17 protein-coding genes are annotated in these 16751 nt (G+C 34.1%); 13 read left to right on the top strand and 4 right to left on the bottom strand.

Annotated elements, in window-relative coordinates; all coding sequences use genetic code 11:
• The first annotated feature begins 122 nt into the window (after positions 1–122).
• Both rplM and rpsI read left to right on the top strand, forming a co-directional pair.
• Complete coding sequence (gene rplM, locus T335_RS0111135; protein ID WP_026477620.1) at positions 123–551, top strand: 50S ribosomal protein L13; 429 nt, start codon at positions 123–125, stop codon at positions 549–551.
• Between the two features lie 27 nt (positions 552–578).
• Positions 579–971 (top strand): 30S ribosomal protein S9, encoded by a 393-nt coding sequence (rpsI, locus tag T335_RS0111130; protein ID WP_026477619.1) that lies wholly within the window; start codon positions 579–581, stop codon positions 969–971.
• A gap of 391 nt (positions 972–1362) precedes the next feature.
• On the opposite strand, the gene T335_RS0111125 is transcribed toward rpsI, so the two are convergent.
• A complete protein-coding gene (locus T335_RS0111125; protein WP_026477618.1) occupies positions 1363–1584 on the bottom strand; it encodes a hypothetical protein in 222 nt (73 codons plus the stop codon).
• A gap of 243 nt (positions 1585–1827) precedes the next feature.
• Here T335_RS0111125 and cwlD point away from each other — a divergent pair, with 243 nt between their 5' ends.
• Positions 1828–2547 (top strand): N-acetylmuramoyl-L-alanine amidase CwlD, encoded by a 720-nt coding sequence (gene cwlD / locus T335_RS0111120; RefSeq protein ID WP_026477617.1) that lies wholly within the window; start codon positions 1828–1830, stop codon positions 2545–2547.
• Positions 2548–2977: 430 nt separating this feature from the next.
• On the opposite strand, the gene T335_RS0111115 is transcribed toward cwlD, so the two are convergent.
• On the bottom strand, positions 2978–3346 hold the full coding sequence (locus tag T335_RS0111115; RefSeq protein WP_026477616.1) for a phage holin family protein: 369 nt from the start codon (positions 3344–3346) through the stop codon (positions 2978–2980).
• A gap of 126 nt (positions 3347–3472) precedes the next feature.
• Here T335_RS0111115 and T335_RS0111110 point away from each other — a divergent pair, with 126 nt between their 5' ends.
• Positions 3473–4306: a divergent polysaccharide deacetylase family protein gene (locus T335_RS0111110; RefSeq protein WP_026477615.1), complete on the top strand. Its 834-nt coding sequence runs from the start codon at positions 3473–3475 to the stop codon at positions 4304–4306.
• 98 nt (positions 4307–4404) lie between these two features.
• Positions 4405–5229 (top strand): Mrp/NBP35 family ATP-binding protein, encoded by an 825-nt coding sequence (locus tag T335_RS0111105; RefSeq protein ID WP_026477614.1) that lies wholly within the window; start codon positions 4405–4407, stop codon positions 5227–5229.
• Between the two features lie 39 nt (positions 5230–5268).
• On the opposite strand, the gene T335_RS0111100 is transcribed toward T335_RS0111105, so the two are convergent.
• On the bottom strand, positions 5269–5793 hold the full coding sequence (locus T335_RS0111100) for a dUTP diphosphatase (RefSeq protein ID WP_026477613.1): 525 nt from the start codon (positions 5791–5793) through the stop codon (positions 5269–5271).
• Between the two features lie 278 nt (positions 5794–6071).
• Between T335_RS0111100 and T335_RS0111095 the strand changes: the two genes are divergently transcribed.
• From T335_RS0111095 to T335_RS0111065, 7 genes are all read left to right on the top strand, one after another.
• A complete protein-coding gene (locus tag T335_RS0111095; protein WP_026477612.1) occupies positions 6072–7079 on the top strand; it encodes a nucleoid-associated protein in 1008 nt (335 codons plus the stop codon).
• Positions 7080–7281: 202 nt separating this feature from the next.
• The gene (locus tag T335_RS0111090) at positions 7282–9150 is read left to right on the top strand and encodes a sigma-54 interaction domain-containing protein (RefSeq protein WP_026477611.1); all 1869 of its coding nucleotides are present in this window, start codon (positions 7282–7284) and stop codon (positions 9148–9150) included.
• 225 nt (positions 9151–9375) lie between these two features.
• The gene (gene lysA, locus T335_RS0111085) at positions 9376–10689 is read left to right on the top strand and encodes a diaminopimelate decarboxylase (protein ID WP_034328302.1); all 1314 of its coding nucleotides are present in this window, start codon (positions 9376–9378) and stop codon (positions 10687–10689) included.
• Positions 10690–10778: 89 nt separating this feature from the next.
• A complete protein-coding gene (locus T335_RS0111080) occupies positions 10779–11399 on the top strand; it encodes a nucleoside recognition domain-containing protein (RefSeq protein WP_026477609.1) in 621 nt (206 codons plus the stop codon).
• 11 nt (positions 11400–11410) lie between these two features.
• Positions 11411–11956: a spore maturation protein gene (locus tag T335_RS0111075; RefSeq protein WP_026477608.1), complete on the top strand. Its 546-nt coding sequence runs from the start codon at positions 11411–11413 to the stop codon at positions 11954–11956.
• Positions 11957–12035: 79 nt separating this feature from the next.
• Positions 12036–12965, top strand: coding sequence for a S66 peptidase family protein (locus T335_RS0111070; protein ID WP_026477607.1), 930 nt, complete (start codon positions 12036–12038; stop codon positions 12963–12965).
• Positions 12965–14158, top strand: coding sequence for a M20 metallopeptidase family protein (locus T335_RS0111065; RefSeq protein ID WP_026477606.1), 1194 nt, complete (start codon positions 12965–12967; stop codon positions 14156–14158). The genes T335_RS0111070 and T335_RS0111065 overlap by 1 nt, the downstream gene beginning before the upstream one ends.
• 135 nt (positions 14159–14293) lie before the next feature.
• On the opposite strand, the gene T335_RS0111060 is transcribed toward T335_RS0111065, so the two are convergent.
• Positions 14294–15181 carry a GNAT family N-acetyltransferase gene (locus T335_RS0111060; protein WP_026477605.1) on the bottom strand — a complete coding sequence of 296 codons (888 nt, stop codon included), beginning with the start codon at positions 15179–15181 and terminating at the stop codon, positions 14294–14296.
• Between the two features lie 404 nt (positions 15182–15585).
• On the opposite strand from T335_RS0111060, the gene T335_RS0111055 reads away from it, so the two are divergent.
• On the top strand, positions 15586–16671 hold the full coding sequence (locus T335_RS0111055; protein WP_026477604.1) for an NAD(P)/FAD-dependent oxidoreductase: 1086 nt from the start codon (positions 15586–15588) through the stop codon (positions 16669–16671).
• Positions 16672–16751: the final 80 nt, after the last annotated feature.

The following is a 16751-nucleotide window of genomic DNA, read 5'->3' as shown; positions in this document are numbered from 1 at the left end:
GGTGGTTGTATTACAATAATACAGTGTGTATAAATGATCCACTAGCCCCGGGTCGTTAGACATAGATAGCGTACGAGAGAAAATTTAAAGATGATACCCAAAGTTATCAAGGAGGGAAAACAATGAAGTCATACATGGCTAAAGCCAATGAAGTTGAAAGAAAATGGTATGTTGTTGATGCTGAAGGAAAAACATTAGGTCGTTTATCTACAGAAATAGCAACTATCTTAAGAGGTAAAAACAAGCCTGAATTTACACCTCACGTAGATACAGGAGACTTTGTAATTGTTATTAATGCAGAAAAAATCGAATTAACTGGTAAGAAGTTAGACCAAAAGATGTTTACTTACCATACAGGACATCCAGGTGGATTAAGACAAATTCCATTCAGAAGAATGATGGCAGAAAAACCAGAAAAAGTAATTTACAATGCAGTAAAAGGAATGCTTCCAAAAACTAGACTTGGAAGACAAATGATCAAAAAATTAAAAGTATATGCTGGTACACAACACAACCACGAAGCTCAAAAGCCAGTAGTACTTGATATATAGTCGATTCGGAAGGAGGAGTTATTGATTATGGCAAAGTTAGCTTTTTACGGAACAGGAAGAAGAAAAAAATCTATCGCTAGAGTAAGATTAGTTCCAGGTGAAGGGAACGTTAAAGTAAATAATAGAGATATCGAAGAATACTTCAACTATGAAACATTAAGAAGAGAAGTTAAATTACCACTGATCTTAACTGAAACATTAAGCAAATACGATGTACTTGCTACAGTTAATGGTGGAGGCTTTACAGGACAAGCTGGAGCTTTAAGACACGGTATTGCTAGAGCTTTAACTAAAGCTGATGAAGAATTAAGAGCACCACTTAAAAAAGCTGGTTTCTTAACTAGAGATGCTAGAGCTAAGGAAAGAAAGAAGTATGGTTTAAAAGCTGCAAGAAGAGCACCTCAGTTCTCAAAAAGATAATATATTATTTATTCAAAAAGACTGTCTATCCGACAGTCTTTTTTTTTCGGCTTTTTTTTATAACAGAATACATTAATTCTTTCTCTTAGACAAATTCTCTTAGACAAATAGTTGGGGTGCAATTTTTGTAATTCTGCTTTATTTCATTAGAGCCTACATTAATACATGAGGAAATTGCATAATACCATAACAATGAATTTATATTCGATTATGCAAAAATAAAAACTAAGTCGCCCATTGGGAAACGAGTAATTTCATTTATATTCCAACAAATTATTCGTTGAACACTAAGCAGCGAAGTTTTTATTTTGTATTAATATAAATATAATATCAATTATGCAATTTCCTCAGATAAGTAGTGATTTACTTTAATTTAATCTGTGTTCATTTATTAAAGACTATGAAAGATATTATTAATTTGGTTATTTATTTCAGAAATTCTTTGGCTAATATTCTCAATTTCCATTGATAAATTCCTATCTTTAGATTTCCCGTTATTATCATCAACTAATAATAACTCAATTGCTGCTAAGTAGTCTTTAGCTTCCTCATTGTGTCTTTTAAGCTGTAAAAACTGTTCTTGTAACTTTTTAGCATCTTTAAAGTTCTCCATATCCTTTCCCTCCTTAATTATTTCAAAACAGTAGAAAATCCATCTTAGAAATATTTTGTCCTCCCCCGATAAATTAATACAAGAGAAATAGAAGGTATTTTTACATAACTCGATATTAATCTAAACTCTAGAATAATACATCTTTAATTAATAATTTGTTTTTGAAAAATTATCTTGCTCATTGTATAGGTTAAGGACTATTACCATATACATATAAATAGAGAAGTTAAGGAGGGGGTAGAATTGATTGTAATAGTCTTGAAAAAAAAGTGGTTAGTGGCTCTATTAATTTCTAGTTTAGTATTAGGGGCTTTTGTCACCGTAATACGCTTAAAATATCATTCATTAGAAACATTAAATATCCCCAGTACAGCAAAGGTCATCGTAATTGACCCAGGCCACGGAGGTGTAGATCCTGGTGCCGTTGCAAAGGATGGTACCTTAGAAAAAGATATTAATTTAGCTATAGGGTTATATTTGAGAGAATACCTAGAACAAAGTGGTGCAATAGTTATCATGACTAGAGAGACTGACAAAGGGCTATATGATAATACTGGTACAATAAGAGCTAAGAAAAATCAGGACTTGAGAAGACGTAGAGAAATTGTGCAAAAATATAGTCCCAATGTATTTATCACTATTCATCTTAATAGTTTTCCACAACAACAATACTATGGAGCCCAAGCTTTTTTTCCAAAAGGACACATCGAGGGAGAAAAATTGGCTAAAATCATTCAAGAAGAGCTAATAGAAGTTTTAGATAAAGAGAATAAAAGAATGGCTTTATCAAAGGAGGGGATCTACTTAATAGCAGACCTCAATCATATTCCCACTGTGTTAGTAGAAGGCGGATTCTTATCTAATCAACAAGAATTAGCAAAACTTAAGGATTCAAACTACCAACAAAAAATGGCATGGGCTTTATATGTTGGAATACAGAGATATTTAAAAGAATCTTCATAAATAGGGGCAAGTTGTGGATAAAAAATGTGGATAATGTGCATAAAAAATAACTTAAATAGAATACTTAAAAAATCAATATTTTATAAACTTGGTTGATGTTCAATTATCCACAATATAATGTTGATAACTATAATTATTGTTGATAACTTAAATAATTGACAATTGAAATGTAACCTAATTATGGAATCTCAAAATTTTGATACAGTCATAATATTTACTGTTACTTAATTGTGTTGAGATCTTTAGACTATTAATCTATTTTTACAATAGATTAATTGATAAATAATAATAAATGCATTTTGATTTGTTTATGAATAATATTGTTGCTGAAGATTAAGTAGAGGGGTTTTTACTTCATAAAATGCAAATGAAAATTAAGTAAGAGATATAGGACATATATCAGCATAAAAAAAAGTAGGATCAAATCCTACTATAAAGTCTTACCGGGTATTACCATGTCAATTAAACCAATTACAATTGCACCTAAAATTGCACCTAAAATAGAAACCTGCATAGTAGCAACGAAAAACTGTGTGGCGTAAATGACGACTGCTGCCACGATAAAACCAGTTATTCCTCTTCCAAATGGAGAGGCATCTAATTTAGCCACACGATTAATTAACCAATCAAGTATTGAAATGACGGCTGCGGCAATTAAAACACTCCATACGCCATCAATACTAAATCCAGGAGTTAAAAATGCAGCAATGGCAATAACAATAGCTGATACGATAAATCTAATAATAAACCCGACCCAACTTTGTGATGTAGAGGTACGATTATTTTCACGTTCAGACACCTTTACCACTCCTTTCATTAATTTTTTAAAATTTTTCTTCTGTACTATCTTTTGTTTGTAGGCAAAATTTTATTCTAAATACAATATGTAAAAAATTACTAAAAAAACATGTAGGAGGGAGCTATTATGAATAAAAAGGTACATCTATTGGTAATTCCTAAAAAAATAATGCTATATTTAGTGATAGGGTTTGCACTTATATTAATACTAGTATTATTTAATCGGTTTAGAGGAGAAGTTCCTGCATGGAATTTTTCGAATATCAGCAGGAGTCAATCTCAACTTGCTTCAGGGAAAGCTGGAATTATAATAGACGATTTTGGAAATGAAAGTGGTGGATCCCTAGAAATGTTAAATTTAGAAATTCCAATAACCTGTGCCATTATGCCATTTCAACCAAAAACAAAAGAACATGCAGAATTAGCCCATCTTAATGGACATGAAGTCATCATTCATCTACCGATGGAACCCCATAAAGGTGATCCAAACTGGCTTGGCGAAAAGGGAATAACGAGTGGGCTTTCGACAGAAGAAATAAAAAATATCGTTAGGGAAGCAATAGAAGATGTACCTTATGCTGTAGGCTTAAATAACCACATGGGATCAAAGGCTACAGAAGATCCGAGGGTTATGGAAGCAATCATAAGTGTGCTAAAAGAAAATAATATGTATATAGTAGATAGTAAAACAAGTATGAAGTCTGTAGTAAAAGAAGTCGCTGATAAATTTGGTACCCCCTCAATCGAAAGAACAATATTTTTAGATAATGAAAAGCATAAAGGACAAATTAAAAGGCAGATTAAAGAACTAGGAAATCTGGCAATAAAAAATAATCAAGCGGTTGCAATTGGTCATGTAGGTCCAGAAGGTGGGTTAGTAACAGTTGAAGCAATTAATGAAATGATTCAAGAACTTGAGAAAATGGGTGTTCAGTTTGTGAAGATATCCCAACTATTCTGATGGTTTATCTCCTGTTTTGACTGGAATAGATAATTGATTAACGCAAATTAATTTGGATATAATCATATTAAAGTCTTATTTAAGCGGAGGAAAACACCATGGAAAAATGTCAAGGATGTAATCACTTTAAAGATGGTAAATGTGGTACATCTACATGTACAGTAGAAGAGGAAATAAATCCTTTTAATAAAATAAATAAGGTAATTGGAATAATGAGTGGTAAAGGTGGTGTCGGCAAATCAACAGTAACAGCAATGCTGGCTAATGCCTTAGCTGCAAAAGGAAATAAAGTAGGAATTCTGGATGGAGACATCATTGGCCCCAGTATAGCAAAGTTATTTGGTGTAAAGGGTCCAACCCATAATACAGAAAAGGGCTTATTACCGGTAGTATCTAAAAATAAGATTAAAATTATGTCTATGAATCTACTTCTCCCAAATGAAACTGATCCTGTAATTTGGCGAGGGCCAGTAGTAGGAAACGTCATAAAACAGTTTTGGAAGGATGTATTTTGGGGGGAACTAGATTATTTATTAATTGATTTTCCACCAGGAACGGGTGATGTAGCCCTAACAGCAATGCAATCTTTACCAGTTGATGGGATTATTATGGTAACAGCCCCCCAAAGTCTAGTACAAATGATTGTAGAGAAGGGTGTTAAAATGGTGCAAAAGATGGACAAGCCAATATTGGGAGTACTTGAGAATATGAGCTATGTTCAACCACCTGGCTATCCAGAACCCTATTACCTATTTGGAAAAGGGAGAACCAAGGAAGTTGTTTCCAAATTAGGACTAGAATTTCTAGGGGGATTACCTATTGAAAAAGAAATGGTGGAACTAGCAGATGTAGGAAAAATTCATCAGCATGAAAGTCAATTATTTATTAATCTAGCTGAAAGAGTAGAAAGCTTATTAAGATAAGATAATCAAAATCAAACCCCAAAGAAGGGGTTTGGTTTTTTATGAAGATAAGGCTTCTTCAATATGATGTTTTCTTAGATAATAGTCAAAGATTTCTTCAAAAGTAATATTCAATTGTTCGGCTAGATTAAGGTATCTAGCGAAAATACGAATATAGATTGACAAAGAGGTATAATAATCTTTTTGGTGTTGTAGAGAGTGTCTTAAGGCAGTTAGATCGTCGAATATAAATGAGAATATTCTTATGATACTATCTTCCTTTTCCATTCCATTAATAGCCTCTAAATCGATAATGTTAAATTCGTGAACATTGCCAATTGAAAGCAAAAATCCCATGGAATCAAGAAACCTTGCAAATAATTTATCTTGAGGAATATGAGGTTTTACTTTAGAGTACTTATAGCATTTAGTTAAGTTAGCAATTTCTGCAGTTTTTACTTGTAATGCCAAAAATCTGAGGTCAAAAATATTTTCTTCACCTAAATGATCTTCTTTTATGTCAGTATAGCTTCTTATATTTCCTTCAATAATGTTTTGAATCTTAAATAGTTGATGAAGTTCCATCTAAATACCTCCTCATAACATAATCTTAAAATATAGTACTAGGTACTAATAATAAGTAATAATAGTATACCAAAAAAATAACAATTTTAAAACTAAAATATTTCGATTTAATCTGACAAAATTTTCTAGAACCACTTAATGAAATTCCATAATACCAGTACGCTTCTCCCCAGTGGGAAACTAGCAATTTCCTCTATCGTTACTGAGATTGAAAAAAATACTTTTTATTGATATAATTGAAGGATGATTTTTAAAAGCACAGTAAGGAGTGTTTTGAAATGGAGCAGGAAATTAAAATTAAAAAAGCAATTATGCATATATTAGATGCAAATGTAGGGATGCCGATTCTTTCCAATGTAGTACATCCATCAACAGAGGATATTCACGAATTTCTAGAAAACCATATTACGAAAATGTTAAAGGATCAAAACTTAAAGCCAGCTACCTTTAATAGAGAAGAAAATCCAGTGGTGGGCTATATTGAAGAGCTTGCAGCAGAGGAGCATACCTTCATACACTATACTGGTGAAATGGCTAAACAAATTTATAATATCATGATAAAAAATGTAGACATCCCTTCAGCAGATTTAGTCTTCACAATTTTTGAATGGGAACAACAGCCTTATTTAGCAATCCTAAAGTTTAATTATCGTTACTCCTATATTCATTATACAGAAGATAGTGAAGAAGGCAGAATGAATAGCATCATCAAGCAAAAAACGGCACTACCTAATGATAGTCAGAAGGTTGATGAAGGGGCAATTATAAATTTAGAAACATTCCACATACAACTTATTGAGAAAGAGTATGAAATTAACGGAGAAAAGCAGTTTTATTTTTCAAAACTATTTTTAAAGTGTAATAACCGACAGTCGGACTTACAAAAAGCAAAATCCTTTAAAAAAGCTACAGAAATTTTTAATAAAAAGTTTTGTAATCAAGATATTCAAATATCCGATGAATTTGGGAAGGAGATCCTTAAAAGTATAGATGAATCAGGTAATATTGATATTCCTAAGATCACAGAAAAAGTATTTCAAGATAATCAAGAAATGAAGGATATTTACATGGAACATATAGAAAAAGCCGGTTTCGTAGAAGAACATGTAGAGCTTAAAGAAGAAGTGGTTAGGAAAGTTTTTAATAAAAGAAAAATAAAAACCGATAATGGTATCGAGATCAACCTATCTTTGGAGCAAGAAAATGACAATTTAGAACTAGTTAACAACTATGATGGAACCATCACCATTATCATTAAAAATATTAATTCAATATCCTATAAATAACAAGGCTAGTGGTATCTACACTAGCTTTAACTTTTAGGTTAGGCTATATTTCAAATTTTGAGTAACAAAAATTGCTAAGGTTTAAAATTCTTGAAAAGAAAATAAAAATCCTATAAACTTAAGTCAGAATTGTAATGAAATTGTTGTGTAGTAATATTATGGAGCAGTTAATAAAGGGATATTATAAAGAAGGAAGGTTAATATGATCTATAATGAAGAAACAACTAGACAATTTACCGATATGATGACTGAAGGATTTATTTTTATTGATGCAGAGGGGAAAATTCAAATCTATAACAATAGGGCGAAAGAAATATTTGGAATCACCTATAATCAAGGTGTGGGGCATGAAACAGGGCAAATTACCCCAGGGGATATCATTATTATTGGGGATAATTCCATCGGTATGGATGATGGTGGACTGACTCCTGCTGACTTAAAAGTTATGGGCATTAACGATGAAAATATCCAATTGGGAGATAGTATCCTAGCCATAGGTGTTATAGGAAAAAAGGAAATGCCGCCACTGTATATATACAGAAATCCTAAAGAAGTAGAAGATGAATTACTAAAACTAGAAACGGTATATTGTAATGAAAATATTTCAATTGTGCTTAATTATCATAAAAAGTTTATTAACATTGTTGTTAATGGGAAAGAAGTCAAAATGAAGTATAGAAAAGCAATCGGTCATATGGTGGTACTAGATCAATATACCCATCAAATAAAGTTCTATCAAGCCAAAGGATACACAGCCCGTGGTGAAGGTTTAAAAGAGCTATTAAGGGGTAAAGTCTATAGAGGAAAGGGGAAGGGCGTAGAGGATTTTAATGTTATTGGAAGATCAATTTTTGATATTCATAGTAACAGCTCCAATACAGTAGAGTTTTTCGAAGCTGCCCGTGATGGAAACATTAGCTATAAAAACGAATATCGAGAAATTAATGGTAGAGCCACCATTTGTACTTTAAACCCTATAATAATCAATAACAAACCTAGTGGAGCAGTATTAAAGGTAGAAGATATTTCAGAAATACGTAAGGTGATCAAAGAAAGAGATGAGGCGTTGCTCCACTTAGAAAGGCTAGAACATCAACTTAGGGAAGAGGAAACCATCTATGCTAAGTTTCCCGATATATTAGGAGATAGTCCCGAAATAAATAGAGTCAAAAAGCTGGCTTACAGGGCTTCCAAAACTAATTCTACAGTTGTCTTACTAGGGGAAAGTGGTACAGGGAAAAGCCTTCTGGCGAAGGCAATCCATGAAGTAGGAAAAACAAAAAATACTCCATTTGTTCATGTGAACTGTGGTTCTATTCCAGAAAATCTATTAGAAAGCGAATTATTTGGTTATGAGGGTGGGGCTTTTACTGGTGCCAAAAGGGAAGGCAAGCCAGGTATGTTTGAGCTCGCCCAAGGAGGAACCTTATTTTTAGATGAAATTGGTGAACTAACTCCTCTTATTCAAGTAAAACTACTTCAAGCATTACAGAGTAAAAGCTTCTATAGAATTGGGGGAAGTAAAAGCATAACAGTAGATGTTAGAATTATTGTTGCCACTAATAAAAACCTAGAAGATGAAGTTGCAAAAGGAAACTTTAGGGAAGATTTATACTATCGAATTAATGTTTTTCCAATTATTATTCCTCCCTTAAGACAACGAAAACAGGATATTAATATCATAACAGATCAGACCCTATCTAAAGTTTTAAGAAGAATAGGATGGGAGGAAAAAAGAATATCTATAGAAGCCAGAAATCTCTTGTATCAGTATGACTGGCCAGGAAATGTACGGGAACTTGAAAACATAATTGAACGAGCTATTAACCTTGCAGAGGGCAACCTAATCTGTTCGAGGCATCTAACCATTAGTCAAGGGACGATTACAAATAAAAATGAAGTAGAAACTGTAATGCCTCTAAAGGAAGTGGTGATGGCAGCAGAAAAACGTGCCCTAGAGGAGGCCTTAGTTCTTTTCTCTGGTGATAAAGTAAAGGCAATGAAGGCTTTAAAAATTGGGAAAACATCCTTTTATGAAAAGTATAAAAAATATCATATTGGCAGTTCGTAATATCGGAAACTGTTCGTTTTTACGGAAACATTGTGGTTAATACTGTTAGTTAAAAAATGCAGGTTTTATAGTATAATATATAAGAAGAGTTCGAAAATACGGAATATATATTCGTGCTAGCCATTTTTTCATTATGAAATCTAAGGAAAGTGGGCCTGTATCAATTGGCATAAATTTTGCAGGTATATATTTTGAAAACATTATATATTGTAAGGAGATGTCAATATGTCTATAGAAACAACAGAGTTTAATCACAATCATTTTATATTTGATCGTTGCGATACCGTTGAATTAGCAAATAGATTTGGAACACCCCTATATGTCCTTTCAGAAGGACAAATTCAAAGTAGATGTAAGGCTATTAGAGACGAGTTTCTATTAAAATATCCTAATACTAGAGCTGCCTATGCCAGTAAAGCCTTTTTAACGATGGCTATGTGCAAAATAATTGAGAAAGAGGGCTTGGGTCTAGACGTAGTATCTGGTGGTGAACTATTTACTGCGCTACAGGCTCAATTTCCTATGGAAAAAGTTATGTTTCATGGAAATAATAAGTCCTATGAAGAATTAGAGCTGGCAGTGACAAATAATGTCGGAAGAATCATTGTAGATAATTTTTATGAACTTGAATTATTAGGAGCAATAGCAAAGACCCAAAATAAAAAGGTGGATATTCTTTTTAGAATAACGCCAGAAGTAGAGGGGAAAACCCATCAATATATTACAACAGGGCAAAAAGACTCAAAGTTTGGAATCCCACTACAAGAGGAGATTATTGAAGAAGCAGTAATACAAGCAATGGGGTCCTCATATATTAACTTAATAGGTTTTCATTTTCACGTTGGTTCCCAACTGTTCGAGAGAGAGTCCTATATTAGAGGGGCGGAAACTGCGATTAAGTTAATGAAGGACTTAAACATCAAGCTAGGCTTCGTTACTAAAGAACTAAATATAGGTGGGGGTTTTGGAATTAATTATACTGAGGAAGTGACAAGACCACTTCATTATTTTATAGACCCAATTATGGAAACGATTAAGGATCATTGCAAAAACGTTAATATTGAGATGCCGACAATTATTATTGAACCAGGAAGATGGATTGTAGGTGAAGCTGGTATTACCCTCTATACATTGGGGGCCATTAAGGAAATCCCAGATGTTAGAACCTATATTAGTGTAGATGGAGGGCTACCAGATAACCCAAGACCGGCCTTATATAATGCAAAATACCGAGCTTTGGTAGCTAATAAAATTAATGAAGAAAATGATCAATTAGTTACAATAGCTGGTAAGTGTTGTGAGACAGGAGATATCTTAATTTGGGATCTAATGGTGCCTAAAGTTGCTCCGGGGGATATTTTAGCCGTACTAAATACGGGTGCCTATAATTATTCTATGGCAAGCAATTATAATCGTTTACCGAGACCAGCAGTGGTATTGATTAGTAATGGGGAACCCCATCTAATGGTTGAAAGAGAAACTTACCAAGACTTGATAGAGAGAGAAATCATACCAAGTCATTTAATTCAGAGGAAATAAAATTACAATCTATCGAAAGGAGGTACGGGGGAGGAAGCATAGAATAAATATTAGGAAAGAAAAAATAAATAAAGGGAGGGCAAAGTTGAATGATTAACTTAGTTTGGTTTTTACTTTTAGCAGTTGGAATTATAGTAGGAGCAGTAACTGGTAATATTGATGCTGTCACCGATGCAGCCATCAATAATGCACGAACAGCAGTAGATATCTCCTTAGGACTAATAGGAGTTATGGCTCTATGGTTGGGGATCATGAAAATTGCCGAAGATTCAGGATTAATTAAATTTATTGCTAGGGCATTACGGTTTATTATGATCCCTCTTTTCCCAGATGTACCAGCAGACCACCCAGCTATGGGAGCAATGATTATGAATATGGCAGCAAATGTTCTTGGATTAGGAAATGCTGCAACCCCTCTTGGATTAAAAGCAATGCAAGAGTTGCAAGACTTAAATCCCCATAAGGATACTGCAAGTAATGCAATGGTCACCTTCCTAGCCATTAACACCTCTTCAGTAACCTTAATTCCTGCATCAGTAATAGCTATAAGAGTTGCGGCAGGTTCTGCTAATCCTACGGAAATTATAGGGCCAACAATTGTTGCAACAATTGCATCAACAATAGCAGCGATTATTGCAGTTAAACTGCTACAAAAACTACCTGTGTTTCAAATTAAACCTGAAAAAGTAGAAGAAATCGTAAATGAATAGGGGGGAATAAAATGTTTGATACTTTTATTGATTTTATGACAGGTGTCTCTAAATATGCAATACCATTTATATTATTAAGTATACCGTTATTTGGAGTGATTAAAAAGGTAAAGGTCTATGAATCCTTTACAGATGGAGCAAAAGAAGGTTTTCAAACAGCCATTAGAATTATTCCTTTCTTAGTGGCTATGTTAGTTGCAATTGGTGTATTTAGAGCATCAGGTGCAATGGATTATTTAGTTGATTTAGCTAGTCCGATTACTAGATTAATTGGTATGCCAGGAGAAGTTTTACCAATGGCTATTATGCGTCCTTTATCTGGTGGTGGCGCTAATGGTGTTATGACAGAAATTATTAACACCCACGGAGCAGATTCTCTTTATGGTAGAATGGTATCAATTATGCAAGGTTCTACTGAAACAACCTTCTATGTATTGGCAGTATACTTTGGGTCAGTAGCCATTAAGAAGACAAGACATGCATTGCCAGTAGGCTTAATTGCCGATGCTGTTGGTTTAGTTACAGCAGTATTAGTTGCAAGGTTAATGTTTGGTTAAATAAATGAAATTAAGGGCTATCGGTTAGCCCTTAATTTTTTAAGGGTCAAAACCAAAACATAAAAAGGAGGACAAAGATATGCTAAAACCTAAAGCATTGAAAAAGGGAGATACAATAGGAATCACAGCAACTTCTAGTCCGACAACAGAGGAAAAGGTTAGAGCGGCTAAGACAAGGTTAGAAGAAATGGGATTTCGGGTGAAAGTAGCAGAAAGTTGCTTTTCTAAACATGGTTACTTAGCAGGAAATGATCAATTAAGGGCTGATAACTTAAATGAGATGTTTGCCGATCAAGGGATTGATGGAATAATATGTCTTAGGGGTGGCTATGGTGCGCCTAAAATCCTTGATAAAGTTGACTTTCAATTAATTAAGGCAAATCCTAAAATTTTTATGGGCTATAGTGATATTACTGCACTACATATGGCTATGAATCAAATTAGTGGTTTAGTCACCTTCCATGGGCCAATGGCAGCATCAGATATAGCAGGTGGGTTAGATGACTTTTCGAGGTATGAATTCTTAAAAGCAATAACAGAGCCTCAGCCAATGGGCTTGATCCCTAATCCTGAAAATATTAAGGTTGAAACCCTTGTAGAAGGTAGGGCAGAGGGAGTGATCATCGGAGGTAATCTTGCTTTAATTTCAGCTACAATGGGAACCCCTTATGAAATAAATACAAAGGGAAAGATTATCCTTTTAGAAGAGATTGGTGAAGAACCCTATAGTGTAGATCGAATGCTAACTCAAATGGCTTTAGCAGGAAAATTTGATGATGCTGCAGGCATTATATTGGGAGACTGGAATGACTGTCAGCCCAAAAAACATGATGAAAGTCTGTCATTAATGGAAGTATTTCAAGAGATTATCTTACCCTACGGTAAGCCAACAATCTTTAATCTTAAGGCTGGCCATTGCCACCCTAAAGTAACGATTCCCTTTGGCGTTAGAGGGGTATTAGATGCTACAATAGGAAGCTTAGAAATTAAGGAGAGTGCTACAATATAATGAGAAAAAATCATCCTTTATTAGTTGAAGCAGAAAAAATAAAAGATTGGTTGGTGGAAATAAGGCGGGACTTTCATAGGCATCCTGAATTTGGAATGGAGGAATTCCGAACAATGGATAAGATTGTGGGGTATCTAGAGGAAATGGGGATAGAATATACCTCTGGCGTAGCTAATACTGGTGTTGTAGGTATCATTAGAGGGGCTACATCAGGGAAAACCATTGCCTTAAGGGGCGATATGGATGCCCTTCCTATTCAAGATGAAAAAGATGTTTCTTATCGATCAACTGTAGCTGGTAAAATGCATGCTTGTGGACATGATGCCCATATGACCATTCTTTTAGGGGCAGCTAGAATATTAAATCAGATGAAGACCCAATTAAAAGGAAATGTAAAATTGTTATTCCAACCGGCAGAAGAGACAGTAGGGGGAGCAAAGCCAATGATCCAAGAAGGCGTCATGGAGAACCCTAAAGTAGATGCAGTTTTTGGACTGCATGTATCAGCAGAAATGCCTGTAGGGGAAATTGGGATTAAGTATGGGCAGATGAATGCCTCCTCCGACACCATTAAAATTATCCTACATGGAAAGAGTAGCCATGGAGCTTATCCCCATGCAGGAGTAGATGCTATTGTTTTAGCTGGGCAAGTGATCACAGCCCTACAGTCCATCGTTAGTAGAAATATTGATCCTAGAAATTCAGCTGTTGTTACTTTGGGGACGATACAAGGTGGAACTCAAGGGAATATCATTGCTGATAGGGTGGAACTTGTGGGTACCGTTAGAACATTAAATCCCTCCACAAGGGAAGAAGTGATAAATAGAATAGAAAATATTGTGGTTCAAGTGGCAGCTGGCCTAGGGGGGCAGGGACAATTAATTAGAGAAGAAGGCTATGCTGCCCTCATAAATGATCATGATATTGTTGATATCGTAAAGGAAACTGGGGAAGAACTCCTTGGGAAAGAAAATGTTATATCAATTGAAGAGCCTAGTCTAGGGGTGGAGGATTTTGCCTATTTTGCCCAAGAAGCGCCAGGAGCATTTTATCGTTTAGGATGTAGAAACGAAGAAAAAGGTATTATACACGATGCCCATTATTGTCTCTTTGATATAGACGAAGACTGTTTGGTTATAGGTGCTGCCATGCAAGCTAATAACGTATTAGCGATGATAGGAGGAAAAAAATAGGTAAAATAAAAGAATTATTTGATAGAATAAACAAAGCTGACTTCCCATGAAAAGCGAGGTCGGCTCTGTTTAGTTTGAGGACATGCTACAATTGCGTTTTATTTTTACGGTTATTAAGGGGAATTTAATTAAGAACTAAAAATCCTTTCTCATCAAGGATAAATCTTCGAGGGTCTTTACTGAAGTATAGCCCTGGGCTTGATATAAGGAGATAGGTTGCCAATTGCTTTTATCTGGAAAAGCCAATACCTCTATAGATTGGTAGTTTCTATTTCCTGCTTCATTACTGATTTCTTTGACTAATTTTGATGCAATTCCATTACCCGAGACCTCTTTACGAATATTTAGACAGGTAATCATAATTCCATTGAGATTCACATCTGAGATAGGAAAGCCTAGCTTGGCTGCCAGTTTCAGTGGAAAAGCTTCTATAAACCCCACTGGTTGTTCTTCGTAGTAGGCAATAAAGCCTATCATTTTTTCTTCTTGCAATTTTTCTTCTAAATAGCTTTCCTTTAAAGCTTCATATTCATTCCAGTTTTCCTTCATATAATCCCCTATTTCTAAGAAGGGATTATACTTTGTACAAACAAGGCATACATCTTTGAGAAGTTTCTTCTCATACTTCCTAACTTTAAGCTTATCTACAGAAATATCCCATGAATCATGATTCGTTTGTTTGTAATAAGTTTGGTAGGCTTCCTGCTGAAAGTTTATGTCATAGGCTTGGAGTATTTGCCCTATCATTTTCTTAGATGGGGGAAAGCCTTTAATTTCATTCCCTTCAATAAATAACTTACTGTAGGTTAAAGGTTTATTACCTGTACCTTCTAGGGTAGCCAAAAGTTCTTTTTCATTCGTAAACCAAGGAAATGCAGAATCAAAATGATCCTTTATTGTATTAAAGGCTTCAAAGTGGACATGTTCTTTCATTGTATTAAAGAGTCTTCTCAGACGATCTAAAGAAGCAAAGGATTCTGTACAGATGGGAGAATAAAAATATCGAGCAATGACTTTTTTCATGACTTAATCACCTCTTATTGTCTTTGTAATTCTTTTGGGATAACGTAGTTCAAGGTTAACTTGATAAATCGTACAAATCAAATTTACCAAAAATCTAAGGGGATACTTCTAAATATTAGCACATAATACTTCTTTTTTCCATTAAAAAACACATATAAGTATATTGATTATAGGTTATTTGAGGAAATTCTATCATAACATAACTATGAATTTATCAAGGCTATATGAAAAAATAAGAACGCTGAGTCACCATTATGAAATGAATAATTTTAGAGCATCTTAATTATGGTTAAAGACTTTAATACCTACATATACTAAGGCGAATAATAGTAGATATATTTATGAGTTAAAATACTTGGATAAATTAAAATCGTTTTGTATTAATAAGTCGAGGTGATATTGTAATGAAAATTGCAATTATGGGTGGCGGTTTATCGGGTTTAGCCTGTGGATTTATGCTTGAAAAAGAAGGCATAAAATATGATCTATTTGAGGCAAGAGAAGGGGTTGATGATAGATTTAGAAATGGTGAAATATTTTTAAGCATATTAAACACCCCGATAGATGATTGTATTTCATATTTTTCAGAGGAATTTGGAATATACCTACAGCCAGTTGGTCATATTAAAGAATTACATATCTATTCAGAGAAGGAAAAGGCAATAATAAAAGGTAGTCTGGGCTTTAATGTAGCAAGAGGCAGAAGTGAAGATTCAATTGTAAATCAACTTAAGAACCAAATTAAAACACCTATTCATTATCATTCGAAATATACCTATGAAGCATTACTAAAGGAATATACCCATGTGGTTATTGCAACAGGTGATGGTGCATATAGTGAGGCATTAGGTAACTACAAAACAAATCTAACGGTTACCCTTAAAGGGTTAATTGTAGAAGGGGAGTTTGATAGGTACACTTCCATTGCTTGGCTAGATAACCGCTTTGCTCCGAAGGGATACGGTTATTTAATTCCACTTTCAAATACAGAGGCCAATGTAGTCTTAGCATATCCCGATTATCCAGAAAATGATGATGTAGATAGTAATCAATTAATGAGGGATTTTATAGAAAAAGTTCAATTAGATTTAAATCAGAAGTTAAAAGAAGTAGATGGTTTTCAAGTTACTAAGTATATGATCGGCCATTGCTTGAAACCGAGAATTGGAAACACTTTTTTTGTGGGTAATTGCTTTGGTGCCATCATGCCATTTTTAGGCTTTGGTCAATTTTCAGCAATAATGACAGGAATATATGCAGCCTATGACCTTGCCGGTAAAGGAAAATATGAGGACAGCATAGTTAATCTTAAAAAAAGCTATGAAAACTCATTAGTATTAAGAAAGGGAATGGAGAAATTAGATAATAAAAAATTTGATCTAATGGTAAAAGGTTTGAATAATGAGCTTGGTGACAGACTACTAGGTATGACGAATATAAACTTGTTAGAGATTATTAGTAAGGTGCTAAAACCCTTTATCAAATTATAATTAATAAAAGTAATTATTGAAGTTAAAATAAACAACTATCCTCAAGGGGGAGAGGATAGTTGTTTAGTATTTTAAATTTT

Origin of the sequence: Alkaliphilus transvaalensis ATCC 700919, assembly GCF_000621485.1 — a bacterium.
GTDB lineage: Bacteria > Bacillota > Clostridia > Peptostreptococcales > Natronincolaceae > Alkaliphilus > Alkaliphilus transvaalensis.
Note: the sequence above shows the minus strand (reverse complement) of the source record. Positions and strands in the feature narration are given on the sequence as shown.

What these genes read in the sequence shown, in the direction of transcription:
- rplM (WP_026477620.1), top strand. Translation starts at nt 123, where the DNA reads ATGAAGTCATACATGGCTAAAGCCAATGAAGTTGAAAGAAAATGGTAT.
- rpsI (WP_026477619.1), top strand. Translation starts at nt 579, where the DNA reads ATGGCAAAGTTAGCTTTTTACGGAACAGGAAGAAGAAAAAAATCTATC.
- T335_RS0111125 (WP_026477618.1), bottom strand. Translation starts at nt 1,584, where the DNA reads ATGGAGAACTTTAAAGATGCTAAAAAGTTACAAGAACAGTTTTTACAG.
- T335_RS0111110 (WP_026477615.1), top strand. Translation starts at nt 3,473, where the DNA reads ATGAATAAAAAGGTACATCTATTGGTAATTCCTAAAAAAATAATGCTA.
- T335_RS0111105 (WP_026477614.1), top strand. Translation starts at nt 4,405, where the DNA reads ATGGAAAAATGTCAAGGATGTAATCACTTTAAAGATGGTAAATGTGGT.
- T335_RS0111100 (WP_026477613.1), bottom strand. Translation starts at nt 5,793, where the DNA reads ATGGAACTTCATCAACTATTTAAGATTCAAAACATTATTGAAGGAAAT.
- T335_RS0111095 (WP_026477612.1), top strand. Translation starts at nt 6,072, where the DNA reads ATGGAGCAGGAAATTAAAATTAAAAAAGCAATTATGCATATATTAGAT.
- T335_RS0111090 (WP_026477611.1), top strand. Translation starts at nt 7,282, where the DNA reads ATGATCTATAATGAAGAAACAACTAGACAATTTACCGATATGATGACT.
- lysA (WP_034328302.1), top strand. Translation starts at nt 9,376, where the DNA reads ATGTCTATAGAAACAACAGAGTTTAATCACAATCATTTTATATTTGAT.
- T335_RS0111080 (WP_026477609.1), top strand. Translation starts at nt 10,779, where the DNA reads ATGATTAACTTAGTTTGGTTTTTACTTTTAGCAGTTGGAATTATAGTA.
- T335_RS0111075 (WP_026477608.1), top strand. Translation starts at nt 11,411, where the DNA reads ATGTTTGATACTTTTATTGATTTTATGACAGGTGTCTCTAAATATGCA.
- T335_RS0111070 (WP_026477607.1), top strand. Translation starts at nt 12,036, where the DNA reads ATGCTAAAACCTAAAGCATTGAAAAAGGGAGATACAATAGGAATCACA.
- T335_RS0111065 (WP_026477606.1), top strand. Translation starts at nt 12,965, where the DNA reads ATGAGAAAAAATCATCCTTTATTAGTTGAAGCAGAAAAAATAAAAGAT.
- T335_RS0111060 (WP_026477605.1), bottom strand. Translation starts at nt 15,181, where the DNA reads ATGAAAAAAGTCATTGCTCGATATTTTTATTCTCCCATCTGTACAGAA.
- T335_RS0111055 (WP_026477604.1), top strand. Translation starts at nt 15,586, where the DNA reads ATGAAAATTGCAATTATGGGTGGCGGTTTATCGGGTTTAGCCTGTGGA.